Origin of the sequence: Mycolicibacterium holsaticum DSM 44478 = JCM 12374, from assembly GCF_019645835.1 — a bacterium.
Classification (GTDB): Bacteria; Actinomycetota; Actinomycetes; order Mycobacteriales; family Mycobacteriaceae; genus Mycobacterium; species Mycobacterium holsaticum.
The window spans coordinates 3,063,868-3,087,930 of sequence record NZ_CP080998.1; the positions used below are offsets into that span (position 1 = coordinate 3,063,868).

Annotated in this window: 29 protein-coding genes; 9 read left to right on the forward strand and 20 right to left on the reverse strand. The window is 68.5% G+C overall.

Annotated features, from left to right (window positions below):
* Nucleotides 1-6: 6 nt before the first annotated feature.
* The 4 genes from aroQ to aroC are packed head-to-tail and all read right to left on the reverse strand — an operon-like array spanning nucleotide 7 to nucleotide 3,374.
* On the reverse strand, nucleotides 7-438 hold the full coding sequence (gene aroQ / locus K3U96_RS14750) for a type II 3-dehydroquinate dehydratase (RefSeq protein WP_069405354.1): 432 nt from the start codon (nucleotides 436-438) through the stop codon (nucleotides 7-9).
* Nucleotides 435-1,523 carry a 3-dehydroquinate synthase gene (gene aroB, locus K3U96_RS14755; RefSeq protein ID WP_220690193.1) on the reverse strand — a complete coding sequence of 363 codons (1,089 nt, stop codon included), beginning with the start codon at nucleotides 1,521-1,523 and terminating at the stop codon, nucleotides 435-437. The genes aroQ and aroB overlap by 4 nt, the downstream gene beginning before the upstream one ends.
* Complete coding sequence (locus K3U96_RS14760) at nucleotides 1,516-2,163, reverse strand: shikimate kinase (protein ID WP_220690194.1); 648 nt, start codon at nucleotides 2,161-2,163, stop codon at nucleotides 1,516-1,518. The genes aroB and K3U96_RS14760 overlap by 8 nt, the downstream gene beginning before the upstream one ends.
* Nucleotides 2,163-3,374, reverse strand: coding sequence for a chorismate synthase (aroC, locus tag K3U96_RS14765; RefSeq protein ID WP_220690195.1), 1,212 nt, complete (start codon nucleotides 3,372-3,374; stop codon nucleotides 2,163-2,165). Before aroC ends, K3U96_RS14760 begins: the two co-directional genes overlap by 1 nt.
* Before the next feature lie 117 nt (nucleotides 3,375-3,491).
* On the opposite strand from aroC, the gene K3U96_RS14770 reads away from it, so the two are divergent.
* From K3U96_RS14770 to K3U96_RS14790, 5 genes are read left to right on the forward strand one after another with little or no spacing between them, the layout of a single operon-like run.
* Nucleotides 3,492-4,001: a DUF1097 domain-containing protein gene (locus tag K3U96_RS14770; RefSeq protein ID WP_220690196.1), complete on the forward strand. Its 510-nt coding sequence runs from the start codon at nucleotides 3,492-3,494 to the stop codon at nucleotides 3,999-4,001.
* Nucleotides 3,998-4,735: a nitrile hydratase subunit beta gene (gene nthB, locus K3U96_RS14775; protein ID WP_220690197.1), complete on the forward strand. Its 738-nt coding sequence runs from the start codon at nucleotides 3,998-4,000 to the stop codon at nucleotides 4,733-4,735. The genes K3U96_RS14770 and nthB overlap by 4 nt, the downstream gene beginning before the upstream one ends.
* Nucleotides 4,732-5,352, forward strand: a complete 621-nt coding sequence (gene nthA / locus K3U96_RS14780) for a nitrile hydratase subunit alpha (protein ID WP_220690198.1) — start codon at nucleotides 4,732-4,734, stop codon at nucleotides 5,350-5,352. The genes nthB and nthA overlap by 4 nt, the downstream gene beginning before the upstream one ends.
* Nucleotides 5,349-5,639, forward strand: a complete 291-nt coding sequence (locus tag K3U96_RS14785) for a nitrile hydratase accessory protein (protein WP_220690199.1) — start codon at nucleotides 5,349-5,351, stop codon at nucleotides 5,637-5,639. The genes nthA and K3U96_RS14785 overlap by 4 nt, the downstream gene beginning before the upstream one ends.
* Nucleotides 5,632-5,841 carry a CbtB domain-containing protein gene (locus tag K3U96_RS14790; protein WP_220690200.1) on the forward strand — a complete coding sequence of 70 codons (210 nt, stop codon included), beginning with the start codon at nucleotides 5,632-5,634 and terminating at the stop codon, nucleotides 5,839-5,841. Before K3U96_RS14785 ends, K3U96_RS14790 begins: the two co-directional genes overlap by 8 nt.
* Here the strand turns inward: K3U96_RS14790 and K3U96_RS14795 are convergent.
* The 10 genes from K3U96_RS14795 to K3U96_RS14840 all read right to left on the reverse strand — a co-directional run bounded on the left by K3U96_RS14795 (nucleotide 5,838) and on the right by K3U96_RS14840 (nucleotide 14,120).
* Nucleotides 5,838-6,437: a TetR/AcrR family transcriptional regulator gene (locus K3U96_RS14795; RefSeq protein WP_220690201.1), complete on the reverse strand. Its 600-nt coding sequence runs from the start codon at nucleotides 6,435-6,437 to the stop codon at nucleotides 5,838-5,840. The two genes, K3U96_RS14790 and K3U96_RS14795, sit on opposite strands and share 4 nt — an antisense overlap.
* A gap of 20 nt (nucleotides 6,438-6,457) precedes the next feature.
* A complete protein-coding gene (locus tag K3U96_RS14800) occupies nucleotides 6,458-6,934 on the reverse strand; it encodes a nitroreductase/quinone reductase family protein (RefSeq protein ID WP_220690202.1) in 477 nt (158 codons plus the stop codon).
* A gap of 5 nt (nucleotides 6,935-6,939) precedes the next feature.
* Nucleotides 6,940-7,431 (reverse strand): DUF3237 domain-containing protein, encoded by a 492-nt coding sequence (locus K3U96_RS14805; protein WP_220690203.1) that lies wholly within the window; start codon nucleotides 7,429-7,431, stop codon nucleotides 6,940-6,942.
* The gene (locus K3U96_RS14810) at nucleotides 7,428-7,808 is read right to left on the reverse strand and encodes a nuclear transport factor 2 family protein (RefSeq protein ID WP_220690204.1); all 381 of its coding nucleotides are present in this window, start codon (nucleotides 7,806-7,808) and stop codon (nucleotides 7,428-7,430) included. The genes K3U96_RS14805 and K3U96_RS14810 overlap by 4 nt, the downstream gene beginning before the upstream one ends.
* A gap of 66 nt (nucleotides 7,809-7,874) precedes the next feature.
* Nucleotides 7,875-8,303 carry a prepilin peptidase gene (locus K3U96_RS14815; RefSeq protein ID WP_220690205.1) on the reverse strand — a complete coding sequence of 143 codons (429 nt, stop codon included), beginning with the start codon at nucleotides 8,301-8,303 and terminating at the stop codon, nucleotides 7,875-7,877.
* A 9-nt stretch (nucleotides 8,304-8,312) separates the two neighbouring features.
* Nucleotides 8,313-9,134, reverse strand: coding sequence for a shikimate dehydrogenase (locus K3U96_RS14820; RefSeq protein WP_220690206.1), 822 nt, complete (start codon nucleotides 9,132-9,134; stop codon nucleotides 8,313-8,315).
* A 5-nt stretch (nucleotides 9,135-9,139) separates the two neighbouring features.
* Entirely contained in the window at nucleotides 9,140-10,384 is a 1,245-nt protein-coding gene (locus K3U96_RS14825) for an endolytic transglycosylase MltG (RefSeq protein WP_220690207.1), read from the reverse strand.
* On the reverse strand, nucleotides 10,377-10,892 hold the full coding sequence (gene ruvX / locus K3U96_RS14830; protein ID WP_220690208.1) for a Holliday junction resolvase RuvX: 516 nt from the start codon (nucleotides 10,890-10,892) through the stop codon (nucleotides 10,377-10,379). The genes K3U96_RS14825 and ruvX overlap by 8 nt, the downstream gene beginning before the upstream one ends.
* Nucleotides 10,893-10,895: 3 nt before the next feature.
* Nucleotides 10,896-13,592, reverse strand: coding sequence for an alanine--tRNA ligase (alaS, locus tag K3U96_RS14835; RefSeq protein WP_220690209.1), 2,697 nt, complete (start codon nucleotides 13,590-13,592; stop codon nucleotides 10,896-10,898).
* 126 nt (nucleotides 13,593-13,718) lie between these two features.
* The gene (locus K3U96_RS14840; protein WP_069406530.1) at nucleotides 13,719-14,120 is read right to left on the reverse strand and encodes a secondary thiamine-phosphate synthase enzyme YjbQ; all 402 of its coding nucleotides are present in this window, start codon (nucleotides 14,118-14,120) and stop codon (nucleotides 13,719-13,721) included.
* Between the two features lie 98 nt (nucleotides 14,121-14,218).
* Between K3U96_RS14840 and K3U96_RS14845 the strand changes: the two genes are divergently transcribed.
* On the forward strand, nucleotides 14,219-14,524 hold the full coding sequence (locus tag K3U96_RS14845) for a GlsB/YeaQ/YmgE family stress response membrane protein (protein ID WP_069406531.1): 306 nt from the start codon (nucleotides 14,219-14,221) through the stop codon (nucleotides 14,522-14,524).
* A 187-nt stretch (nucleotides 14,525-14,711) separates the two neighbouring features.
* Here K3U96_RS14845 and K3U96_RS14850 read toward each other — a convergent pair whose 3' ends face one another.
* The 3 genes from K3U96_RS14850 to K3U96_RS14860 all read right to left on the reverse strand — a co-directional run bounded on the left by K3U96_RS14850 (nucleotide 14,712) and on the right by K3U96_RS14860 (nucleotide 17,500).
* Nucleotides 14,712-16,040 carry a replication-associated recombination protein A gene (locus tag K3U96_RS14850; protein WP_069406532.1) on the reverse strand — a complete coding sequence of 443 codons (1,329 nt, stop codon included), beginning with the start codon at nucleotides 16,038-16,040 and terminating at the stop codon, nucleotides 14,712-14,714.
* A gap of 37 nt (nucleotides 16,041-16,077) precedes the next feature.
* A complete protein-coding gene (locus K3U96_RS14855; protein ID WP_220690210.1) occupies nucleotides 16,078-16,929 on the reverse strand; it encodes a DUF3097 domain-containing protein in 852 nt (283 codons plus the stop codon).
* 94 nt (nucleotides 16,930-17,023) lie between these two features.
* Complete coding sequence (locus tag K3U96_RS14860; protein ID WP_220690211.1) at nucleotides 17,024-17,500, reverse strand: winged helix-turn-helix transcriptional regulator; 477 nt, start codon at nucleotides 17,498-17,500, stop codon at nucleotides 17,024-17,026.
* Between the two features lie 95 nt (nucleotides 17,501-17,595).
* Between K3U96_RS14860 and K3U96_RS14865 the strand changes: the two genes are divergently transcribed.
* Nucleotides 17,596-18,777, forward strand: coding sequence for a thiolase family protein (locus K3U96_RS14865; protein ID WP_220690212.1), 1,182 nt, complete (start codon nucleotides 17,596-17,598; stop codon nucleotides 18,775-18,777).
* A gap of 78 nt (nucleotides 18,778-18,855) precedes the next feature.
* On the opposite strand, the gene K3U96_RS14870 is transcribed toward K3U96_RS14865, so the two are convergent.
* Nucleotides 18,856-19,281, reverse strand: a complete 426-nt coding sequence (locus K3U96_RS14870) for a nitroreductase/quinone reductase family protein (protein ID WP_230982153.1) — start codon at nucleotides 19,279-19,281, stop codon at nucleotides 18,856-18,858.
* A 55-nt stretch (nucleotides 19,282-19,336) separates the two neighbouring features.
* Here K3U96_RS14870 and K3U96_RS14875 point away from each other — a divergent pair, with 55 nt between their 5' ends.
* Nucleotides 19,337-20,131 carry an SDR family NAD(P)-dependent oxidoreductase gene (locus K3U96_RS14875; RefSeq protein ID WP_220690214.1) on the forward strand — a complete coding sequence of 265 codons (795 nt, stop codon included), beginning with the start codon at nucleotides 19,337-19,339 and terminating at the stop codon, nucleotides 20,129-20,131.
* Here the strand turns inward: K3U96_RS14875 and K3U96_RS14880 are convergent, their stop codons facing one another.
* Together K3U96_RS14880 and aspS are read right to left on the reverse strand one after the other, a co-directional pair.
* Nucleotides 20,132-21,007 carry a DUF8686 domain-containing protein gene (locus K3U96_RS14880; RefSeq protein WP_230982154.1) on the reverse strand — a complete coding sequence of 292 codons (876 nt, stop codon included), beginning with the start codon at nucleotides 21,005-21,007 and terminating at the stop codon, nucleotides 20,132-20,134.
* 197 nt (nucleotides 21,008-21,204) lie between these two features.
* On the reverse strand, nucleotides 21,205-22,977 hold the full coding sequence (gene aspS, locus K3U96_RS14885; RefSeq protein WP_069408019.1) for an aspartate--tRNA ligase: 1,773 nt from the start codon (nucleotides 22,975-22,977) through the stop codon (nucleotides 21,205-21,207).
* A gap of 78 nt (nucleotides 22,978-23,055) precedes the next feature.
* Here aspS and K3U96_RS14890 point away from each other — a divergent pair, with 78 nt between their 5' ends.
* On the forward strand, nucleotides 23,056-23,943 hold the full coding sequence (locus K3U96_RS14890) for an oxidoreductase (protein WP_220690215.1): 888 nt from the start codon (nucleotides 23,056-23,058) through the stop codon (nucleotides 23,941-23,943).
* Nucleotides 23,944-24,063: the final 120 nt, after the last annotated feature.

The following is a 24,063-nucleotide window of genomic DNA, read 5'->3' on the forward strand; positions in this document are numbered from 1 at the left end:
ACGACGCTAGCCGAGGCTGGCCAGGTACCGCAGGGCCAGCACATAGCCCTGCACCCCCAAGCCGACGATCACGCCGGTCGCGACCGCGCTGAGGTAGGAGTGGTGCCGAAACTCCTCGCGTTTGTGCACATTGGAGATGTGCACCTCGATCAGCGGCGCACGCAGTTCGGCGCAGGCGTCGCGCAGCGCCACCGAGGTGTGGGTGAGCGCACCGGCGTTGAGGATGACCGGATCGCCCGCGTCGGCGGCGGCGTGGATGAAGCTCAGCAGTTCGGCCTCGCTGTCGCTCTGCCGCACAACGGCTTTGAGCCCTAGCTCCTCGGCCTCGCGTTCGATCAGCGTCACCAGGTCCTCGTAGGTGGTGCTGCCGTAGACGTCGGGTTCGCGACGGCCCAGCCGGCCGAGGTTGGGTCCGTTGAGGACCAGGACGGTGGTCATGGGTGTGTTCCCTCCGCGATCTCCGAGTACGCCGCGGCCAGCAGCGACGGATCCGGGCCCTCCAGCCGACCCGGCTTGGCCAGCCCGTCGAGCACGACGAACCGCAGCACGCCCGCGCGGGTCTTCTTGTCGCCGGCCATGTGCTCCAACAGCTGCGGCAGCGCATCGGGGTCGTAGCTCACCGGCAGCCCCAGCGCGGTCAGGATCGACCGGTGCCGATCGGCGGTGTCGTCGTCCAGACGCCCGGCGAGCCGGCCCAGTTCAGCGGCGAACACCAGCCCCACCGACACCGCGGCGCCGTGGCGCCACTGGTAGCGCTCGCGGCGTTCGATGGCGTGTGCCAACGTGTGTCCGTAGTTGAGGATCTCGCGCAGTTGCGACTCTTTCTCGTCGGCGGCGACCACCTCGGCCTTGACCGCGATCGCCCGCCGGACCAGTTCCGCCAGCACCACACCCGTGGGGTCCAGCGCGGCCCCGGGATCGGCCTCGATCATGTCGAGGATCACCGGGTCGGCGATGAAACCGGCCTTGACGATCTCGGCCATGCCCGCGACCAACTCGTTGCGCGGCAACGTTTCCAGGGTGGCCAGGTCCACGAGCACGGCCGCGGGCTGGTGGAACGCGCCCACCAGGTTCTTGCCTGCGTCGGTGTTGATGCCGGTCTTACCGCCGACCGCGGCGTCGACCATGCCCAGCAGCGTGGTGGGGATGTGCACGATATCGATGCCGCGCAGCCACGTGGCCGCGGCGAACCCGGCGACGTCGGTGGCCGCTCCCCCGCCCAGGCTGATGATCGCGTCTTTGCGGCCCACCCCGATCCGGCCGAGCACTTCCCAGATGAACCCGACGACCGGCAGGTCCTTACCCTTTTCGGCATCGGGGATTTCGATGCGGTGCGCGTCGATTCCCTTGTCGGCCAACATGCTTCGGATCGCCTCTGCGGTCTGCGCCAGCACCGGCTGATGCAGGATGGCGACCTTGTGCCTGCCCTGCATCGTCTGCTCGAGTTCGTTGAGCAGCCCGGTGCCGATGATCACCGGGTACGGCGGATCGACGCGTACGTCGACGGTCACGGGTTCAGTCACGGTTGGCCTTCGGGTTGCGAGCGGCGAGCGTCGCGGGCGACGGCGGCGCCGCGGTGCTCGGTTCGGCGGTCAGCGAGGACGGTCCGCGCCGCCACGGCGGGCGACGCCGTCTGCGCGGCGGTTCTGCAGGTTCGGGGTTCTCCAGCCGGGTCACGATGTGGCGCACCACCGCGCCCGCGTTGCGCCGGTTGGTGTTGACCCGCATGGTCGCCACCCGCCGGTACAACGGGACACGTTGCGTCATCAGCGCTTTGTACTTCTCGCTGCGGTCACCTCCGGCCAGCAGCGGCCGCACGGTGCTGCCGCCCGTGCGGCGCACCCCCTCGGCGGCGCTGATCTCCAGATAGATCACGGTGTGACCCTTCAGCGCGTCGCGCACCCCCGCGGTGGTGACCGCGCCGCCGCCCAGCGACAGCACCCCGTCGTGGGAGACCAGCGCCTCGCGGATGACCTCTTCCTCGATGCGACGGAACTCCTTCTCGCCGTCGGCGGCGAAGATGTCGGCGATGGTGCGGCCGGTCTTCTCCTCGATCGCGACGTCGGTGTCGAGCAACGTCAGGTCCAGCGCCTTGGCGAGCCGGCGCCCGATGGTCGACTTACCCGAGCCGGGCAGGCCGACCAACACCGCTTTGGGAGCCATCAGCCCGACGCCTGCACCGGCGGCGCGGACGGTTCGCGCTCGCGCACCGTGCGCAGGTAGTTGTCGATGTTGGCCCGCGTCTCGGTCAGCGAGTCGCCGCCGAACTTCTGCAGCGCCGCGCGCGCCAGCACCAGGGCCACCATGGTCTCGACGACCACCCCGGCGGCCGGCACCGCGCACACGTCCGAGCGTTGATGGATCGCGACGGCCTCGTCGCCGGTGGCCATGTCGACGGTGGCCAGCGCACGCGGCACGGTCGAGATCGGCTTCATCGCCGCGCGCACCCGCAGCGGCTGGCCGTTGGTCATCCCACCCTCCAGCCCGCCGGCCCGGTTCGTGGCGCGCACGATGCCGTCGGCGCCGGGATAGATCTCGTCGTGCGCGGCGCTGCCGCGGCGCCGCGCGGTCTCGAAGCCGTCGCCGATCTCCACGCCCTTGATCGCCTGGATGCCCATCACCGCGCCGGCCAACTGGCTGTCGAGCCGGCTGTCACCGCTGGTGAACGAGCCCAGACCGACCGGAAGGCCGTGCGCCACCACCTCGACGACACCGCCGAGTGTGTCACCGTCCTTCTTGGCGGCCTCGATCTCGGCGATCATGGCTTTTTCAGCTCCCTCGGCAAACGCGCGCACCGGGCTGGCGTCGATCGCGGCCAGATCCGACATCTGCGGCGGCGGCCCGGCGTACGGCGCCGACGCGCCGATGGAGATGATGTGGGAAAGCACGTCGACGCCGAGGGCCTGTTTGAGGAAATTCTTGGCGACCGTGCCTGCGGCGACGCGGGCGGCGGTCTCCCGGGCGCTGGCGCGTTCCAAGACGGGGCGGGCGTCGCCGAAGCCGTACTTGAGCATGCCCGCGTAATCGGCGTGCCCCGGTCGCGGCCGGGTCAGCGGTGCGTTGCGCGCGGAGTCTTCCAGCTCGGCGGGGTCGACGGGGTCGGCCGCCATCACGGTCTCCCACTTCGGCCACTCGGTGTTGCCGATCTGGATCGCGATCGGGCCGCCGAGCGTGGCGCCGTGCCGAACCCCGGCCAGCATCGTGACCTGGTCCTGCTCGAACTTCATCCGGGCGCCGCGGCCGTAACCCAGCCGGCGGCGGGCCAGCTGGGCCGCGATGTCCTCCGTGGTGAGCTCGACCCCGGCAACCATGCCTTCAACGACGGCCACCAGCGCGCGGCCGTGGGATTCACCAGCAGTGGTCCATCGCAACACGCAGACATTCTCTCATGTGATTTCGGCGCGTTTACCGACGCTGGGAGGGCGCCCGCGCGCCGAAATCGCAACGTGGGTGTCACGTAGGCGAAATGAGACGGGATCACAGTTTTGCCCATGGAATCCCGAACCGCATTGACGTTGAGTATCGGCGTCCTCGGTGGACTGGCGGTGGCGGTCACCGCGGAGGTCATCACCGTGCCGATCTGGGTGGTCTTCTTGTCGTGGGCGTCGTTCTTCTTCGTCGGAGGTGCGATCGCCGGCTGGGTGCGCTCACTGTCCTGCAACCTCGCCGGGGTGCTGATCGCCTCGGCCAGCCTGTACGCCGCCGAGTTGATGGGCGGGAGCCTGTGGGCGACGGCGTTGGCCGTGGGCCTGGGCAGCGCGGTGATGGTGGCCGCATCCCGGATGCCGCTGTTCTCGGCGACACCGGCCGTCGTGGTCGGGTTCGCCAGCACCGTGTCGACGGTGGCGGGCACCGGCAGCACCATCACGGTGACGTCGCTGTCGCACCCCGGGCTGGTGGCCGCGACGGCGTGCGCGCTGGGCGCGTCGTTCGGGCTGCTGTCGGAATACGTGGCCAGCGCGCTGACCCGTGAGCCCGCAGCGGAAGGCAGCCCGGCGTGAAACTGCAGCACTATCTCGGTGGGCTCGAGGGTCTGCCGGAGCCGCTGAACTTCGAGAAGCGGGTGTTCGTCGAAGAGTGGGAGAAGCGCATCTTCGGCATCCACGTCGCGATGATGGGTCTGTCCAACCATCTCGGATCGGCGCTGCCCCAGTACCCGATCGACGAGGTGCCGACCGCGTTCAAGGACGAATGGACCTGGGCCAGCCTGCGCACCGGCGCTGAGGCGATGAACCCGTTCGACTACTTCAAGTTCCGCTACTACGAGAAGTGGCTGGGCGGGATCACGCAGTTCTTCATCGACCAGGGCTACGTCACCGAGGACGAACTGTGTTCGCGGCAACAGGAGTTGGCTGCCCACGAGGCGCCCCCGCCACCGGACCCGGAACCGGCCATCGACGACCAGGTGATCGACTACCTGCGCAAGGGCGACAGCCCGCGCCGCGACGTCGCCCATCCGAAGTTCAGCGTCGGCGACCGGGTCCGGATCACCAACGTGCCCGCGGCCGCGCACACCCGGCTGCCCGGTTACCTACGGACCCGCGAAGGCACGATCGAGCGGGTGTTCGAGGGCGACTACGGCTATTTCGTACCCACCGGCGACGGGATCGGCGATCCGATGCCGATCTACATCGTCGCCTTCGAACCCGATGAGCTGTTCGGCGAACGCGCCGAGGGCGGCCCGCTGACGATCTACGCCGAGCTGTTCGAGGCATATCTGGAAGGAGCTCGATGAACGGCCAGTTCCACTATCCCGACGACCGGGAATCCTCCAGCGCGGCCAAAGTCGCTGCGCTGGAATCACTTCTGATCGACAAGGGGGTGATCACCGGCCAAACTGTCGACAAGGTGCTGTCCTATTTCGAGTCGGAGATGACACCGCTGAACGGACGCAAGATCGTGGTCAGGGCGTGGAAGGATCCCGTCTTCGCCGCCCGCGTGGTCGTCGACACACCCGCGGCGATCGCCGAACTGGACCTGCCCGACGGCATGGCCGGCGCCGAGGGCGAACACCTGCAGGCCGTCGCCAACACGCCCGGTGTGCACAACCTCGTCATCTGCACGCTGTGTTCGTGTTTCCCGTGGCCGGTGCTCGGCCTGCCGCCGTACTGGTACAAGGACCCGGTGTTCCGGTCGCGGGCGGCGCGTGAGCCGCGCAAGGTGCTCAGCGAGATCGGCGTGGACCTGCCCGCCGACACCAAGATCAAGGTGTGGGACAGCAGCGGACATTCGCGTTGGTTCGTCATTCCCGAACGCCCCCTGGGCACTGACAGTTTCACCGATGAGGAGTTGATGCAGTTGGTGACGACGGAGTCCATGATGGGCGTCGGCCTGGCGGGTGGGGCCGGGTGATGCTGCACGAGACCTGCACCACCGACCAGGCCGCACCGCAGTTCGATCACGAGTGGCAGCGCCGGGCGTTCGGGTTGGCGTTGGCGCTCTCGGAGTTTCGCCACTTCGACTGGAGTGAGTTTCAGCAGAGCCTCATCGAGACGATCGGCAGGTGGGAGAACGCCCCCGAGGCCCAGCGGGGCGACTGGGAGTACTACGACCACTGGGTCGCCGCGCTGGAAAAGGTGATCGACGACCATCAGCTGCTGACCGCACCCGTCCTGGCCAACGGTGACGGCCATGGCTGAGATCACCGCGTCCGAGCACACGTCGATCGATATCGCCGGCCTGGCCGCGGTCGGCTGGTTGACCGGGACGACGTTCCTCGCGCTGTTGGTGCTGTACTTCGTCGGGCTCGATCAGGGAGCGACGTCAGTGTTCGGGTCCGGCACCGTGATCCACGAATTCGTCCACGACGCACGGCACCTGCTCGGGTTCCCCTGCCACTAGATCGCCAGCGCGTCGAGCACGCGGCCGATCTCGGCGAGGGCCTGGCGATGGGCGGCCTTCTGGTCGTCGGCGCGCGCGACGATCATCGCGGTCTCGCACAGTGCGCCGTAGAGGAAGTGGGCCAGCGGAGCGGTGGGGCGTCGCGCGATCCGGCCGGCGTCGATCGCCCCGCCGATGCCGCGTTCCATCATCTGCAGCAGCGGGGCTTCCAGGCGCCGCACCTGCTCCCAGCCGATCGCCGCGGTGGCGTCCAGCAGCATGATCCGCTGCAGTTCGGGATCCAGGCATTCGTCGAGAAACGCGCGGCATGCGGCCGCGAACGCGTCCCACGGATCCTTCTTGCGGGTGTAGGCAGCGGCCAGCGGCGTCATCATCTTTTCCACCTCGCGGGCGAACACGGCCTCGAATAACTGCCGCTTGCCCCGGAAGTGGTGATACACCGCGCCCTTGGTCACCTCGGCGCGTGCGGCGACCGCATCAAGGGATGTCGCGTCGTAGCCGTCGCGGGCGAACAGGGCGCGTGCCGCGTCCAGCAGCGCGGTCGTGGTCGCCTCGGTGCGCTGCGCCTGGGTGCGTCTCGCCACGTTCGTCGCCACAGCCTGACGATACCGGTAGGTCACCCCATCGTCGGTTCCAAGGCGATCAGCGGTAACGGCCGTTCGGTGAACCGCGGATAGTGCTCGGCCTGCGGGTACATCTCGACGAACTGGCGCAGCAGCCGGTCACGCTCGGCGCCGGCGAGTTCACGCGGCCGGACCGGGATGCGCTGCCGGCCGACGACCGCCTCGCCGCTGCCTGCCGCCTTGAGGTTCAGCCACCATGCGGGCGTCCTGGCGGATCCCGCGTTGGCCGCCATCACCACAAGGGCGTCGCCGTCACGCAGATAAAGCACTGGCGCGCTGCGTTTTTCACCGCTGCGCCGGCCGACGGTCTCGAGCACCATCACCGGGGCGCCCGCGAACCAACGGGGCGCGAAGCGCCCGCCGCTGGCGCGGTAGAGCCTGGCGTGAATCCGCGACATTCGTCGCTGCGCGCGTGGCCACCGACGCACCACCCGATTCGATTGCCGGGCAAGCCGTTCGTGATCAGCCATGTTGGTCACATCACCCGGTAGACGCGGTAGTCGATGTGGTTGGGCGACAAGATGTTGTAGCCGACGGCCACCACCTCGCTGAGCCACGCGTAGCGTTCGTCGGCGGTCTCGAAACTCGGCGTGGTCCGCACGTAGGTGTCGTCGAACGCGAGCACCTCGCCCGCGGCCAGCCGATCCATACCGTCCGCGGGGATCTTGATGATGCCGCGCGCCTCGTAGTGGATCAGGGCGCCGTCATGGCTGCGCAGCGTCGCACGCACATCCACGCGGCCCACCCCGTCGCTGCCGGCCAGCAGCCAGTCGCCTCCACCTGGCAGGATCTGCCCGCGCAGCCGAGGACCGTCGATGACGCCGCCGGTGGTGACGAAGGTCAGCCGGGTGCCGGTCGGCGTCGGGATCGGCTGTGCCGGTTGAAGGTCGACCGCCATGTCGAAAAGGTGTTCCACCGGCAGTGCGGTCAGCATCGGCAGCTGGTCGACCGGTGCGGTGGCGGTCATGCCGTCTTCCCCAGCGCGGTCTGCAGTTGCGATGCGTCGATGAACGTGTCCTTGCGGGCGACCAGCCCATCGGGTGAGACGTTGACGACGTCGAGGCAGTCGAACCGGACGTCGCCGGAGATCAGCGCCCAGTCCAGCACCCAATGGTCCGCGCCGTACAGCACGCGGTAGACCTCGAACGAAAACTGCGGGAACTGCTCGAAGATGCCGGCGAAGGCCGCCTTCACGTCGGCGCGCCCGATTACCGGGTCGCTGCCCGCGTGGGTGCAGAACCGGGTGTCGGCGGTGTGCAAGGCGGCGATGGCGTCGACATCGCGTGCGGCCCATGCGGCGAAGTAGCGCTCGGATATGGCATTCAGATCCAGGCCTGGGGTCACGGGGTCCCTTTCAAGAGTTGCATACTTTGGGTAGGTATTAACGTACCACGGGTAGGTAAACTACGCCTAGAGGACCGCCAGCGATGCGGCCACAGCGGCGGCCAGACACATCGAAGATCCGTGCGGCACAGTGGATTCGCCTCGTCGCACCACGGTGAACAGCGCTGACCCGGCCGTGATGAGGGGGGCGGCCAGCGTGGCCAGCAGCCAGACGTCAACGCCAAACGCCCCCGTCAGCGCACCGATGCCGGCCGCGAGCTTCACATCGCCAGCGCCCATCGCCGTCGGCGCCAGCACATGCACCGCCAGGTACGTGGCGAACAGCGCGACGGCACCCACCGCCGCAGGCACCCCGTGCCCGGCTACCGTCGCACCCGCGAGGATCACCGTCGCGCCCGGCACGGTCAGCCAGTTCGGCAGCCGGCGTTGGGTGATGTCGAAAACGCTCAGCGCCGCCAGCCACCCCAGCACGGCTACGCAGGCCACTGCCCCCACTTTCGAAGGCTAACTGCGGCTGAGCGCGGCCCTCATCGCTTCTTTGGGTGCGGGCATCCCGGTGAACTGTTCGACCTGTGCGAACGCCTGATGCAGCAGCATCTCCAGACCGCTGATGACCCGGCCACCCGCTGCGGAGACCGCCGCGGCCAGCGGCGTCGGCCAGGGATCGTAGATCGCGTCGAGCAGCACGGGTACCCCCGCTACCGAGTCCGCGTACCCCGCGGCGACGTCGGCCGGAATCGTGTTGACCATGACGTCGACGCCGGCCAGCGGCGTGCCCAGCGCGGTCCAGCGGGTGTCGGCGCCCAACCGGCCGCCCAACTCGACCAGGGGCCGTGCCTTGTCGGGGTTGCGCGCGACGACCGTGATGTCGCGCACCCCGAGTTGGACGAGCCCGGCGACGACGGCGGGTGCGGTGCCGCCCGAGCCCAGCACCGCCGCCCGTCCCGACGCCTGCCCCAGGGCGCCGGCCACCCCGTCGATGTCGGTGTTGTCGGCGCGCCAGCCGGTCGAGGTGCGCACCAGGGTGTTGGCCGAGCCGACCAGTTCGGCGCGCTGGGTGCGTTCGTCGGCGAAGCGCAACGCCGCGAACTTGCCGGGCATCGTCACCGAGACGCCGACCCATTCCGGGCCGAAACCGCCGACCAGCGACGGTAGTTGCGCTGCGGTGCACTCGATGCGTTCATAGGTCCAGCCGTCGAGCCCCAGTGCACGGTAGGCGGCCAGGTGCAGTTGCGGTGAGCGCGAGTGGCTGATCGGCGACCCCAGCACCGCGGCGCGGCGATTTGTGCGCGTTTTGTTGCGCTGAGCGCTCCCAAACGTGCACAAATCGCTTACCGGGCCGAATCGAGGACGCCGTTACCCATGGCCAGCTTGATATTGGCCAAGTGCTGCTCGTAGTCGCGGGTGAACAAGGTGGTGCCCTGCATGTCGATGGTCACGAAATACAACCAGTCCCCCGGCTCGGGCTGTTCGGCCGCGGTCAGCGCCGGCTGTCCCGGTGAACAGATCGGGGTGGCCGGAAGACCGGGCCGCACATAGGTGTTCCAGTCGGTGTGCTGGGCGCGGTCGGCGTCGGTGGTGGCCACCTCGATGCGGTCCAGCGGATAGTTGACCGTGGAGTCGAACTCCAACGTGCGGTTCTCGGCCAGCCGGTTGTAGATGACCCGGGCCACCTTCCCGAAGTCCTCGGGCGTGGCTTCGCGCTGCACCAGCGACCCCACCGTGAGGACCTGATACGGCGACATGTTCATCGCCCGCGCGGTGTCGAGCAGCCCGCCGTTGGCGTATTGGGTGGCGCTCGCCGAAATCAGCTTCGACAGAATCTGTTCCGGTGACGCCGACGGGTCGATGTTCCACATACCGGGGGCGATCAGCCCCTCCAGCCGACGGTGGTCATGACCCAGGGCCGCGACGGCGTCGGTGGCCCAATCCGGCACCGACAGCGCTGCGGGGGCGGCGGTGCCCGCGATGCTCTTGAGATCCTCGGCCGCGACGCACCGGTTCTGACCGTCGAGGTTCACGCAGGTGGCGTGCGAGATGAGCGAAAGTATGCCGTCGGTGACGGCGTTGGTCTTGACGTCGCGGACATCGTCGAGTTGACGGCCCTCGGGGATCACCAGCTTACCCACCCGGTTCTGCGGATTAGCAAGGCGCTCAACGGCATTGGCTGCCGGTATCTCGGTGCGAACCTTGTAGAAGCCGGGCTGGATCGCCGAGATGGCCGCGTTGCCCTCCGCAGCGTTGACGAACGCCGCGACGGTCGCGACCACATGATGCTCCTGCAGCGTCTGCCCGATCGCGGTGGTGGAGTCACCGTCGTGGACCTGGATCACCACATCGTTGAGGCCCTCTCCGGCGTAGTCGTTGCCGGTGCCGAACAACGTGTGCCACAGCTTGGAGCCCAGGAACACCGCCGCGACGGCGATCACGATCAAGGTGCCCAGCGTCAAGCCGCCGACGACCCGACGCTTGCGCCTGCGGCGCGCCTCGCGGATCCGCTCGGCGCGCGTCATCCGGTGCCTGGGCGGACCGACCGCGACCGGCTCTGCGCGGCCGCGGCCCCATTGGTTAGTCATCCCCAACCTCTCCGTGCCCGGCCATCGCGGTGCGGCGCTGATCCAACCAGTTCTGCAGAATCCCCACCGCGGCCGCCTGGTCGATCACCGACCGCTGCCCCTTGGCGCGAACCCCGGCTTCACGCAGCGACCGCTGCGCAACGACTGTGGTGAACCGTTCGTCGGCCAACCGCACCGGGACCGGCGCGATCCGACGGGTCAGTGCGTCGGCGACGGCGGCCGCGTCGTGAGCCGACGCGCCGGCCCGGTCGGCGAGCGTACGGGGCAGCCCCACCACCACCTCGACCACGCCGAGTTCGTCGACCAGTGTGACGAGTCGGCGGATGTGGCGGTCGGTGCGGTCGCGCCGGACGGTCTCCAGCGGGGTGGCGAGGACGCCGTCCGGGTCGCTGGCCGCCACCCCGATCCGCACGGTGCCCACGTCGACACCGAGCCGTCGGCCCCGGCCGGGATCCGGAGGGTCGAGGGCGCGTCCGGGTCGATCGGGCAGGCGGTCGATTTGGGCCACAGGTCAACTCCGGCCGATTTCTGCGCGCAGCGCGGCCAATGCCGCGTCGATACCCGCCGCCCCCTTGCCAGAACCCTGCGCCAGATCCGGTTTGCCGCCCCCACGGCCGTTCACCGGCGCTGCCAATTGCTTCACCAGGTCGTTGGCCCGCAGGCCCAGGTCTTGCGCCGCCTGGTTGACCGCCACCACGAACGGAACGGTGTCGTTGTCGCCCTCAGCGATCAACGCGACGACGGCCGGGTCACTGCCCAGCTTGCCGCGGATGTCACCGACCAGAGTGCGCAGATCAGCGGCCGACATCCCGCCGGCCATCCGTTGCGCCACGACTCGGACCTTACCGATAAGTTCTGCGCCCGCGGCCGCATTGGCCGCCGCGGCCTTGGCGTTGGCCAGTCGCATCCGGTCGAGTTCCTTTTCGGCTGCGCGCAGGCGCTCCACCAGGTTGGCCACCCGCGCGGGCACTTCGTCGGAGGGCACCTTCAGCGTCGACGCCAGACCCGCCATCAGCGCGCGCTCCTTGGCCAGATGGCGGAACGAGTCCAGGCCGACGTAGGCCTCCACCCGGCGCACGCCCGATCCCACCGACGACTCACCCAGAATCGTCACCGGACCGATCTGCGCGGATCTGCGCACGTGCGTGCCGCCGCACAGTTCGAGCGAGAAGGGCCCGCCGATCTCCACGACGCGGACCTCTTCGGGGTAGGCCTCCCCGAACAACGCCATCGCGCCCATCGCCTTGGCCTTCTCCAACTCGGTGGTGAACGAGTGCACCTCGAAGTCGGCCTCGACGGCCTGGTTGGTCACTTCTTCGATCTGGGTGCGCTGATCCTCCGACAGCGCACCCTGCCAGTTGAAGTCGAAACGCAGATAGCCGGGACGGTTCAAGGAGCCGGCCTGAACCGCGTTGGGACCCAACACTTCCCGCAGCGCCGCATGCACCATGTGGGTGCCCGAATGGCCCTGGGTGGCGCCGTGGCGCCACCGTGGATCGACCGCGGCGACGACGGTGTCACCCTCGACGAACTCGCCCGATTCGACGTTCACCCGGTGCGCCCACAGGGTTTTGGCGATCTTCTGCACGTCGGCGACGGCGGCCTTGGCCGAGGCCGATGCGCCGGCGCCCGAGATGGTGCCCTCGTCGGCGATCTGCCCGCCCGACTCGGCGTAGAACGGGGTGCGGTCCAGGATCAGCTCGACGTGCTCGGACCCCGCCGACGTTTCGTGGTTCACGACCGGGACCCGTCGACCGTCGACGAAGATCCCCAGAATCGTTGCCTCAGAGACCAACTCGTCGAAGCCGGTGAACTCGGTGGGCCCGGTGTCGACCAGGTCGCGGTAGGCCGACAGGTCGGTGTGGGCCTGTTTGCGCGCCGCCGCGTCGGCCTTGGCGCGGGCGCGCTGTTCGGCCATCAGGGTGCGGAAGCCCTCCTCGTCGACGGACAGGTCGGCCTCGGCGGCCATCTCCAGGGTCAGCTCGAGCGGGAAGCCGTAGGTGTCGTGCAACGTGAACGCGTCCGCACCGGACAGCACGGTGGTCCCCGCGGCCTTCGTCGCGCCGGCGGCCTCCTCGAACAGCCGCGACCCCGAGGCCAGCGTGCGGTTGAACGCGGTCTCCTCGGCCACCGCGATGCGCTGGATCCGGTCGAAGTCGTTGACCAGCTCCGGGTACGACGGGCCCATCGCGTCGCGCACCGTGGCCATCAGGTCGCCGATGATCGGGTCGTCGATCCCCAGCAGCTTGGCCGAGCGGATGATGCGGCGCAGCAGCCGCCGCAGCACGTAGCCGCGGCCGTCGTTGCCTGGGCTGACGCCGTCGCCGATGATGATGGCCGCGGTGCGGCTGTGGTCGGCGATGATCCGGTACCGCACGTCGCTGGCATGTGTGCCGTGGTTTCCGTATGGGATCGAGGAGACCCTGGCCACCGCGTCGATGACCGGACGCAGCAGGTCGGTCTCGTAGACGTTGTCGACACCCTGCAGCAGACAGGCCACCCGTTCCACGCCCATGCCGGTGTCGATGTTCTTACGCGGCAGCGGGCCGAGGATCTCGAAATCCTCCTTGGAGGTGCCCTCGCCGCGCTCGTTCTGCATGAACACGAGATTCCAGATCTCGATGTAGCGGTCCTCGTTGGCCTCCGGACCACCCTCGACGCCGTACTCGGGGCCGCGGTCGTAGTAGATCTCCGAGGACGGTCCGCACGGCCCGGGGATGCCCATCGACCAGTAGTTGTCGGCCATCCCGCGACGCTGGATCCGCTCGGCGGGCAGGCCGGCGACCTCCTGCCACAGCGAGATCGCCTCGTCGTCGTCGATGTAGACGGTGGCCCACAGCCGCTCGGGGTCGAAACCGTAGCCGCCCTGCTCGACCGGATTGGTCAGCAGCGTCCAGGCGAATTCGATGGCGCCCTTCTTGAAGTAGTCGCCGAACGAGAAGTTGCCCGCCATCTGGAAGAAGGTGTTGTGTCGGGTGGTGACGCCGACCTCGTCGATGTCGGGCGTGCGGATGCATTTCTGCACGCTTACGGCCCGTTTCCACGGCGGGGTGCGTTGGCCGAGGAAATAGGGGACGAACTGCACCATTCCGGCGTTGACGAACAGCAGGTTGGGGTCGTCGAGGATCACCGAGGCGCTGGGCACCTCGACGTGGCCCGCCTTCACGAAATGATCGAGGAAACGCTTCCTGATCTCGTGTGTCTGCACGTTGCTACTGTCCTCGCCGTTGTGTGTGGTCTTGCAGGTACCTGGGACTATTCGACCGCACTACAGTACCGGTCGCGGTTGGAGGTCCTGAAAGGTCAACGCACCGGCGAGGCTGCGAGTGCCGGCTCAGGACGTGATGAAGCTCAACCGCACCGAGCGCCGCGGGTTGTCCCGGTTCAGGTCGACGAGCACGACGCTCTGCCATGTTCCGAGGAGCGGCTCGCCGCGCTGCACCGGCAGTGTCACCGACGGCGACACCAACGCCGGCAGCACGTGGTCGGCGCCGTGGCCGGGCGAGCCGTGCGCGTGGCGGTAGCGGTCGTCGCGCGGCAGCAACCGCTCCAGCGTGTCGACGAGGTCGTCGTCGGAGCCCGACCCGGTCTCGATGATCGCCAGCCCGGCGGTGGCGTGCGGCACGAACACGTTGCACAGGCCGTCACCGCGGTGACCGCAGAAGTCGCGCACCGCGTCGGTGAGGTCGACGATGCGGTCACGTGTGGTGTCGATGGTGAGCACGTCGGAGTCCACGTTCTCGAGCCTACGAGCCCGCCGCCACATTGACGCGGGCGTTTATTCGGCCGCGGCGTGGGGTAGGCCACGTCCATCGCCCGACACTGGAGGAAAATATGACGATCACCGGCGTTATCACTGCAATTCTCATCGGCATCGTGGTTGGTGTGCTCGGCCGCCTGGTACTGCCTGGCCGGCAGCCGATCGGCTTTCTCGTGACGATCCTGGTCGGCATCGTGGCGGCCTTCATCGGCACCGCGATCGCCAGGGCCATCGGCATCCCGACCTCGACCAGCGGCATCGACTGGCTGGAACTGCTCGTCCAGGTGATCGTCGCCGCGATCGGTGTCGCGCTGGTGGCCGCACTGATGGGTCGCAGGCGCACCGGTGTGATGGGCACGCGCCGCGGCATGCTGCGGTAACCGAGGGTCGGGTACCAACGTTGCCGCCGGGGTCGGCGGATCGGTTGAGCGCGTCCCCCCAGCGTGTCCCCCGATCACCGCGCCGCCCCGGCGGCAACCCCTCCTCGTCGAAACGGACAAACGGGCGAAAAGTGCGAGTAAAACGCGCCAAAACGTCGACCACGGCTCGGGGCCCGGGCCGCAGACCTCAGCGTCGACGGCGGATGATCGCGCGCAGCTTGTCCAGGCGCCCGGAGATCTCGCGTTCGGCACCGTGGGTGGTCGGCCGGTAATAGTCGACACCCACCAGCTCATCGGGCGGATACTGTTGGGCCACAACGCCGTCGGGGTCATCGTGGCTGTACTTGTAGCCGATCGCATTGCCCAGTTTCTCGGCGCCCGAGTAGTGCCCGTCGCGCAGATGGGTGGGCACCTGCCCGGCCTTACCCGCGCGGACGTCGCTCATCGCCGCACCCAGTGCCGTGGTGACCGCGTTGGATTTCGGTGCCGTCGCCAGATGGACGGTGGCGTGCGCCAGTGTCAGCTGCGCCTCCGGCATGCCGATCAACTGCACGGTCTGCGCGGCGGCGACCGCGGTCTGCAGCGCCGTGGGATCCGCCATGCCGATGTCCTCGCTGGCCAGGATCATCAACCGTCGCGCCACGAACCGCGGGTCCTCACCGGCGACCAGCATCCGGGCCAGATAGTGCAGTGCCGCGTCGACGTCGGAGCCGCGGACCGATTTGATGAACGCGCTGACCACGTCGTAGTGCTGGTCGCCGTCACGGTCGTAGCGCACCGCGGCCTGGTCCAGCGACTGCTCAATGGTCTCGACGGTCACCTCCTCCCCCGTTTCCGACGCGACCTCCAGCGCGGTCAACGCGCGTCGGGCGTCACCGGCCGACAGTTGCACCAGGAGGTCCACAGCCTCGTCGGTGACTGCGACCTTGCCGCCGAGCCCGCGCGGGTCGGCGATCGCGCGGCGCACCACGGTGCGCACGGCCTCGGTGTCCAACGGCTGCAACTGCAGGATCAGCGACCGTGACAACAGCGGCGCGACCACGGAGAACGACGGGTTCTCGGTGGTGGCCGCGACCAGCAGCACGACGCGGTTCTCCACCGCGGACAACAACGCGTCCTGCTGCGTCTTGGAGAACCGGTGCACCTCGTCGATGAACAGCACGGTCTGCTCGCCGTGGGCCGCCGCGCGCCGCGCGACGTCGATCACCGCGCGGACCTCTTTGACCCCCGACGACAACGCCGACAACGCCTCGAACCGGCGGCCGGTGGCGCCCGAGATCAGCGCGGCCAGCGTCGTCTTCCCGGTGCCCGGCGGGCCGTAGAGGATCACCGAGGCGGCGCCGGAACCCTCGGCGAGCCGGCGCAGCGGCGAACCCGATTGCAGCAGATGGTCCTGCCCGACCACCTCGTCGAGGGTGGCCGGCCGCATGCGCACCGCCAACGGCGTGGACGCGCCGACGGGGCCGCCCGCGGTTACGCTCGGCTCACCGGGGACATCGAACAGACCCTCGGACACGATCCCTGCTTACCACGCCGCTGCGACGGCCGGGCCGTCACGAACCCGACGGCGCGGTCACGAAGTCGATCAGCTCCTCGACACGCCCGATGAGCGCGGGCTCCAGGTCGTTCCAGTCGCGCACCCGACCCCGGATGCGCTGCCAGGCCCTGGCGATATCGGCTTGCTCGGTGTGCGGCCATCCCAGCGCCCGGCACACGCCCCGCTTCCAGTCGACGCCCTTCGGGATCACCGGCCACGTCGAGACGCCCAGCCGGGCCGGTTTGACAGCCTGCCAGATGTCGATGAACGGGTGCCCGACGACCAGCGTGTGCTCCCCGCCGGGGCCGCGGCGGACGGCCTGCTCGATCTGGCTGGCGATGCGGGCCTCCTTGGACCCGGCGACCAGATGGTCGACGAGCACCCCGAGGCGGCGCTGGGGCGCCGGCCCGAAATCCTGCACGATCGCGGCGAGATCGTCGACGCCACCGAGGTGTTCGACGACGACGCCCTCGACGCGCAGGTCATCGCCCCACACCTGCTCGACGAGTTCGGCATCGTGGCGGCCTTCGACGTAGATCCGGCTGGCCCGTGCCACCTTGGCCCGCGCGTCAGGCACGGCCACCGAACCCGACGCCGTGCGGGTGGCTTTCGGCGCGGCCCGTTTGGGTTCGGTGAGGATGACGGGCCGCCCGTCGATGAGGTATCCGGGCCCGATCGGAAACGGCTTCCGGCGTCCGCGCCGATCCTCGAGTTCCATTCGGCCGTACTCGATCCGGACCACCGCGCCGACGTATCCGGTCCGGGCGTCCTCGACCACCAGACCCAGCTCCACCGGGTGCTCGGTGGAGCGGACCCTGCGCTGGTGCGGGTTGTTGGCAAGGACGTCGGAACCATAGCGATCGGCCACCGGGTGATCGTAGGTTCATCGACGCCTGCCGACCGTGCGGTGTCGTCCGCGACACGCCGGTGGCAGCGGATGAGACCGCACACTCGCCGCGGCGTTACGTCCGCCGCTTGCCGATCCGGACGGAAAGCTCGTCGGGTGGCACCCGGTGCCCGACGGCGCAGCGGATCTCGACGGTCGCTTCGGCGCCGCAGCCCTTGTGCGCGAGGCGCAGCGGGGTGCGGTTGGGCAGATGCCGTCGTCCCCACTCGAACATCGCCCACACCACCGGCATGAACTCGCGGCCGGCGTCGGTGAGCACGTACTCGTCGCGGCTGCGCTGCCCGGGTTCCTGATAGGGCTGCCGGACCAGCAGGCCCGCTTCGACGAGGTCGTTCAACCGTGCGGCGGCGGCGGCCTTGGTGATACCGACGCGCCGGCAGAAGTCGTCGAACCGGGTGGTGCCGTAATAGGCCTCACGCATGATGAGCATCGCCGATTTCGTTCCGAGCAGTGTCATCGTCTTCTCGATCGGACACTCACCCACTGCCGACCAGCTGTCCCGGTCGGCCAGTCGCCCCTCCAGCACCGTCATGGAATTCACCATACCCCTGGGTTGTTGTTCCTATACCCAGGTGGTATAGCTGGGTATAGAACACAACACTCAGCGTTGGAGCAGAGGAGACAACCATGGCGGGATATGCAGGCCGCGACGCGGTCATCGTCGGCGCGGTACGTACGCCGGTCGGAAAGGGCAAGGCCAGCGGAGCACTGCACGACGTGCTGCCCGTCGACCTCCTCGCCCACAGCCTCACCGAACTCGTCACGCGCACCGGAATAGACCCGGCGCAGGTCGATGACGTCATCGCGGGCGCCGTCACCCAGGCCGGCGACCAGGCGGTCAACATCGCCCGCAACGCCGTGCTGGCCGCCGGCTTCCCGGAGACCGTGCCCGGCTCCACCATCGACCGGCAGTGCGGCAGCAGCCAGCAGGCCATCCACTTCGCCGCCCAGGGTGTGATCTCCGGTGCGTACGACATCGTGGTCGCCGCGGGCGTCGAGTCGATGTCGCGGGCGCCGATGGGCTCCAGCGTGCTACCGGGCAGTGACCCGTTCGGCGCGATGGCCCGGCGCTACCCCGAAGGCCTTGTGCCGCAGGGTATCAGCGCTGAGCTCATCGCCGCCAAGTGGAACTTGTCCCGCCAGCAGCTCGACGAGTTCTCCGCGGGCAGCCATGAAAAGGCAGCGGCGGCAACCAAAGAGGGCCGCTTCGACAACGAGTTGGTGCCGGTCGCCGGTCTGGGCACCGACGAGATCATCCGTCCGGGGACGACGGTGGACACGCTGGCCGCGTTGCAGCCGGCGTTCTACAACACGGCCTATGAGGAGCGGTTCCCGCAGATCCGCTGGGAGATCACCCCGGGTAACTCGTCGCCGCTGTCCGATGGCAGCGCGGCGGTGCTGGTCACCACCAGCGAAGTGGCTGCGCGACTGGGCCTGCGCCCGCTCGCCCGCATCCACTCGATGACCGTCGTGGGCTCCGATCCGCTCTACATGCTGACCGGCGTCATCCCCGCGACCGAAAAGGTGTTGCAGCGCGCTGGTTTGACCTTGGCCGACATCGACCTGTTCGAGGTCAACGAGGCCTTCGCGCCCGTCGTTCTGGCGTGGGCACACGATGTCGGTGCCGATCTGTCGAAGACGAACGTCAACGGCGGCGCGATCGCGATCGGGCATCCACTGGGGGCCAGCGGGGCAAGGATCATGACGACACTGGTGAACGCTCTCGAGCAGCGCGGCGGACGCTTCGGTCTGCAGACGATGTGTGAGGGCGGCGGCATGGCCAACGCCACGATTATCGAGCGGCTCTAGCCGCTTCGTCCTCCGAGTGTGCGGTTTCGTACGCGACGCGCCGGTCGCGGCGTATGAGATCGCACACTCGTTGACGACCTAAGTGGTTTTCCGCAGCTCGAAGATCGGGATGACCCGGCTCGTCTTGGCCTGGTACTCCGCGAATACCGGTGCGCGCTCGACGACCTTCGGATAGAGCTCGTCGCGCTCGGTGCGGGGCAGCTCGCGTGCGACCACGTCGTAGGCCGTGGTAGCGACCTCGACATGCGCGTGCGGGTTGGCCCGCAGGTTGTGCACCCAGGCCGGGTCGATGTCGGCTCCGGCGTAGGACCCGATGACGAGCATCTTGTCGTCGATGTCGAAGTACGCCAGCGGCGACATGCGCGGCAGGCCCGATTTGGCGCCGGTCGTCGTCAGCAACAGCAGCGTCGCGCCCTCGAACGGACCGCCGACCTTGCCGTCGTTCTCACGGAACTCGTCGACGACGTTCGCGTTGAACGTCTTGAAATCACTGATCTCACTCACGAGGTGTTGAGCGCGCGATCCCGGGGCGTTATTCCCCAGCCCCCATAATGAGCGCATGCAGGTGATCGTCACCGGCGCCAACAGCGGAGTCGGCAAGGCAACGGCGGCGGCGCTGGCCGCGCAGGGACACAGCGTCGTCATCGCGTGCCGGACGGTGGCCAAAGGTGAACAGGCCGCCGCCGAAATGGCCGGCGACGTCGAAGTGCGCCACCTCGACCTGGCCGATCTGGCCAGTGTGCGGGCATTCGCCGACTCGGTGAAAAGCGTTGACGTGCTGGTAAACAACGCGGGTGTGATGGGGCTGCCCCTGACCCGCACCGCCGACGGTTTCGAGGCCCATTTCGGCACCAACCATCTCGGGCACTTCGCGCTGACGTGTCTGCTCGGCGACAGGATCACCGACCGGGTGATATCGGTCACCAGCGCCACATACCTGTTCTGCAAACTGCACCTCGACGACCTCAACTGGCATCACCGCAAGTACTCGAAATGGAGCGCGTACGGTGAATCCAAGTTGGCCAACCTGCTGTTCGTCGCGCAGTTGGCCGCGCGCGGGGTGCGAGCGTACGCCACCGATCCCGGCGCCACCGACACCGACATCACCCGATCGATGGGCATGAGTGAGCATCGACGGATGCGGCGGTTGTTGCACACGCCCGCGCAGGGCGCCCGCGCCACCCTGCAGGCGGTGACGACCGACCTGCCCAGCGGCACCTATCTGGCGCCGCGGTTCAACCAGTTCGGCCGGCCCAAGGTGACCCGGTTGCGGCCGAAGGCGACCGATCCGGCGATGGCCCGCCGATTGTGGGACGCGTCGGTCGAACTCACCGGATGCGATTGGCCGCGCTGATCAGTCCCGCTGCCGGAACCACGCGACGACATACAGCACCATCGCCAGCGCGAGCGCGACGAGCACCCACAAGACGACGGCCAGATCGATCCAGGCGCCCGCCGGGGGTGCACCCGGCAGCAGGTTCCGAAGCGGCACTACCGCAAACAACATCGCCGCGAACCAGGTGGTCAACGGAGGCAAGAACTTTCGTCGACCCAGCACGGTCTCGATCGCCACGAACAGCGCCGCCGCCGGCAGTGCGAGCAGCACCAGCAGGACGCCGAGGTCGAACGCGAGTGCACTTCGGGTGCGTTCCATCGTGAAACGCACGGTCGGCACCGGATCCGGCCCCGAGTCGATGGTGCCCTTCTCGGTGCGGAAGTCCCACCCGTTGATCTGGCCGGCGGCGACGACGCCCGCCGGGACAGGACGTTGATCCGGTCCCAGGAACGCCTGAACACCGATGGTGTCGGTGGTGAACCGGTCGAACGGCCAGTCATCGGGGTCACCAACCGCGACCAATTGGGTGGCCGTCTCACTGACGGACAGGCCGCCGTGCACATAGATCAACTCGCCGGAGCTGGTCCATGAGCTCAAGCGAACAGTGAAGTCCTCGGGCTCGTTCTCCCGCAGCTCCGGGCCGGGGTGCACGAGGACGTCGACCGCCAGCCGGTTCTGAATCGCGTCCATCTGCCGCAAGCGGATGATGACGACGGTTTCGCCGGTGACCGACGGCTCGGAGAACTCGAAATGGCGATGCTCGGGCTCCAGCAAGGCGTATCCGAACAAGGAGCCGACGTATACCGCCAGCACCGCCACCACCGTCGTCACTACGGTGACTCGTCGCCGCACTCCTGTCTTGCCTGTCGATGGCGTCGACGGCGCACCTGTCACGCGGGGATCGTAGCGTCAGTTGCGCCGGGTCCGACGCCGATTCGCTGTGCAGCACAGCCAACCCACGGAGGTCTTGGTAGCTAGCGTCGCGATGCTACCGGCGGTGCTCCGTGCACTGCGGTGATCCGCATGTAGCGGAACACTGCTTCGGCTCGATTCGAGGCCTTGAGCGCTCCTGTCCAAACCGCCACGCAGGGTCAGTCGCTGTCCTTGCGCGGTTTGGCGTCGATACCGGATTCCTTGCGCTGCTGCGCGGTGATCGGCGCGGGTGCACCGGTCAGCGGGTCGACCCCGCCGCCGGACTTGGGGAACGCGATCACTTCCCGGATCGAGTCGGTGCCCGCCAGCAGCGCCGTGATCCGGTCCCAGCCGAACGCGATACCGCCGTGGGGCGGTGCGCCAAACATGAACGCCTCCAACAGAAATCCGAACTTCTCCTGCGCTTCGTCGGCGCTGATGCCCATCGCTTTGAAGGCGCGCTCCTGGACGTCGCGGCGGTGGATACGAATCGACCCGCCGCCGATCTCGTTGCCGTTGCAGACCAGGTCGTAGGCGTCGGCCAGGACACTGCCGGGGTCGGTGTCGAGGCGGTCCTCGAATTCGGGCTTGGGCGCGGTGAACGCATGGTGCACCGCCGTCCACGCACCGGATCCGACCGCGACGTCGCCGTGCGCGGTCGCCTCGTCCACCGGCTCGAACATCGGAAAGTCGACCACCCAGACGAACGCCCAGGCGCCTTCGTCGATCATGTCCAGCCGCTTGGCGATCTCGGCGCGGGCCGCCCCGAGCAGCGCCCGCGAGGTCTTGGCCGGGCCTGCCGAGAAGAACACGCAGTCACCCGGTGACGCGCCGACCGCGGCAGCGAGCCCGTCGCGTTCGGCGTCGGAGAGGTTCTTGGCCACCGGGCCGCCCAGCGTGCCGTCGTCGTTGACCAGCACGTAGGCCAGCCCGCGGTGGCCGCGCTGTTTGGCCCATTCCTGCCAGGCATCCAGCGTGCGCCGCGGCTGCGACGCCCCACCCGGCATCACGACGGCGCCGACGTAGGGCGCCTGGAACACCCGGAACGGGGTGTCCTTGAAGTAGTCGGTCAGCTCGACGAGTTCCAGGCCGAACCGCAGGTCGGGCTTGTCGGTGCCGTAGCGGCGCATCGCCTCGGCATAGGTGATCCGCGGCAGCGGCGTGGGCACCTGGTAGCCGATCAGTGCCCACAGCGCCGTGACGATCTCCTCGGAGATCGCGATGACGTCCTCGGTGTCCACGAAGCTCATCTCCATGTCGAGCTGGGTGAACTCCGGCTGCCGGTCGGCGCGGAAATCCTCGTCGCGGTAGCACCGCGCGATCTGGTAGTACCGCTCCATACCGGCCACCATCAGCAGCTGCTTGAACAGCTGCGGGCTCTGCGGCAGCGCGTAGAACGATCCGGGCTGCAGCCGGGCGGGCACCAGGAAGTCACGCGCCCCCTCCGGCGTCGACCGCGTCATCGTCGGCGTCTCGATCTCGACGAAGTCGTGGCGCGCCAGCACCTCACGCGCCGCCGAATTCACCTTGGAGCGCAACCGGATTGCGTTGCCCGGGCCTTCGCGTCGCAGATCGAGATAGCGGTACTTGAGGCGGGCTTCCTCGCCGGCCTGTTCGTCGAGTTGGAACGGCAGCGGCGCGCTCTCCCCCAGCACCGTCAGCGACGTGGCGTTTACCTCGATTTCACCGGTGGGGATCTCGGGGTTGGTATTGCCCTCGGGACGGACCTCGATGATGCCGTCGACGGCGATGCAGAACTCCGCACGCAGCCGGTGGGCGGCTTCCAGCACGTCGGGCTCTCGGAACACCACCTGCGACACCCCGGAGGCGTCGCGCAGATCGATGAAGATGACCCCGCCGTGGTCGCGGCGGCGTGCCACCCAACCGGCCAACGTCACCTTCTGACCGGCGTCGGCGGATCGCAACGACCCGGCGGCGTGACTGCGCAGCACTCAAACTCCCTGGAAATCGGCTGATGGGGACAACTGCCCAAGTGTAAAGGTGCCCGTTCGGCCGGTAGCTTGGCCTGCGTGCGCACCGTAACCGCCGTCGTCGGCCCAGGCGCCATCGGTTCCACCGTGGCGGCCCTGCTGCACGCGGCCGGACACCAGGTGATGTTGTGCGGGCGGACACCGCGGGACTCGATCGAGGTCAGGCCCGATGACGGCGACCCGATTGTGGTGCCGGGACCCGTGCTGACCGACCCGGCGCTCGTCGACGGCCCGGTCGACGTGGTGCTGCTGGCGGTGAAGGACACCCAGACCGAGCAGTCGGCTGGCTGGCTGGCCAGGTTGTGCGACGAACGCACCGTGGTCGCCGCGCTGCAGAACGGCGTCGAACAGGTCGAGCGCGTCGGCCGCTACTGCCCTACGTCGACGGTCGTGCCCGTGGCCGTGTGGGTTTCGGCTGAACCGGCACCCGAAGGCCACATTCGGTTACGTACCGCGGCGCGGCTGGTGCTGCCCGAGGTGTCCGCGGCCCAGACGCTGGTCGACCTTTTCGAGGGTAGCGCGGTCGCCGTCGAGACCGACCCGAACTTTCTCAGCGCGGCGTGGCACAAACTTCTCGTCAACGCGGTCGTGGGGTTCATGGTCCTCACGGGGCGCCGGGCCGGCATGTTCCGCCGCGACGACGTGGCCGACCTGGCGCGCCGCTACCTCGCCGAGTGCTTGGCGGTCGCGCGCGCCGACGGTGCGCAGCTGGGCGATGAGGTCGTCGACCAGGTCGTCAACCTGCTCGCCAAGTCACCGGAGGACATCACCACGTCGATGCTCACCGACCGCCAGGCTGGGCGCCGGTTGGAGTGGGACATCCGCAACGCGGTGATCTTGCGTAAAGCGGCCGTCCACGGCATCGCCACCCCGATCAGCGACGTGATCGTTCCGCTGCTGGCGGCGGCCAGCGACGGACCCGGCTAGACACCGAAACCGACGCGATGGTCGATCTGCGGTGAGAACCAGCCAAAGCGTCGGTCGCGGATAACCACACGGGCGGCACGGGTCGGCGATATCGTTCCCGCACCGATCGAGCGACGGCCT

What these genes read in the sequence shown, in the direction of transcription:
- K3U96_RS14875 (WP_220690214.1), top strand. Translation starts at nt 19,337, where the DNA reads ATGCAGGTGATCGTCACCGGCGCCAACAGCGGAGTCGGCAAGGCAACG.
- K3U96_RS14760 (WP_220690194.1), bottom strand. Translation starts at nt 2,163, where the DNA reads ATGGCTCCCAAAGCGGTGTTGGTCGGCCTGCCCGGCTCGGGTAAGTCG.
- K3U96_RS14860 (WP_220690211.1), bottom strand. Translation starts at nt 17,500, where the DNA reads ATGACGGTGCTGGAGGGGCGACTGGCCGACCGGGACAGCTGGTCGGCA.
- K3U96_RS14790 (WP_220690200.1), top strand. Translation starts at nt 5,632, where the DNA reads ATGGCTGAGATCACCGCGTCCGAGCACACGTCGATCGATATCGCCGGC.
- K3U96_RS14825 (WP_220690207.1), bottom strand. Translation starts at nt 10,384, where the DNA reads ATGACTAACCAATGGGGCCGCGGCCGCGCAGAGCCGGTCGCGGTCGGT.
- aroQ (WP_069405354.1), bottom strand. Translation starts at nt 438, where the DNA reads ATGACCACCGTCCTGGTCCTCAACGGACCCAACCTCGGCCGGCTGGGC.
- K3U96_RS14865 (WP_220690212.1), top strand. Translation starts at nt 17,596, where the DNA reads ATGGCGGGATATGCAGGCCGCGACGCGGTCATCGTCGGCGCGGTACGT.
- K3U96_RS14770 (WP_220690196.1), top strand. Translation starts at nt 3,492, where the DNA reads ATGGAATCCCGAACCGCATTGACGTTGAGTATCGGCGTCCTCGGTGGA.
- K3U96_RS14805 (WP_220690203.1), bottom strand. Translation starts at nt 7,431, where the DNA reads ATGACCGCCACCGCACCGGTCGACCAGCTGCCGATGCTGACCGCACTG.
- nthA (WP_220690198.1), top strand. Translation starts at nt 4,732, where the DNA reads ATGAACGGCCAGTTCCACTATCCCGACGACCGGGAATCCTCCAGCGCG.
- K3U96_RS14845 (WP_069406531.1), top strand. Translation starts at nt 14,219, where the DNA reads ATGACGATCACCGGCGTTATCACTGCAATTCTCATCGGCATCGTGGTT.
- K3U96_RS14800 (WP_220690202.1), bottom strand. Translation starts at nt 6,934, where the DNA reads ATGGCTGATCACGAACGGCTTGCCCGGCAATCGAATCGGGTGGTGCGT.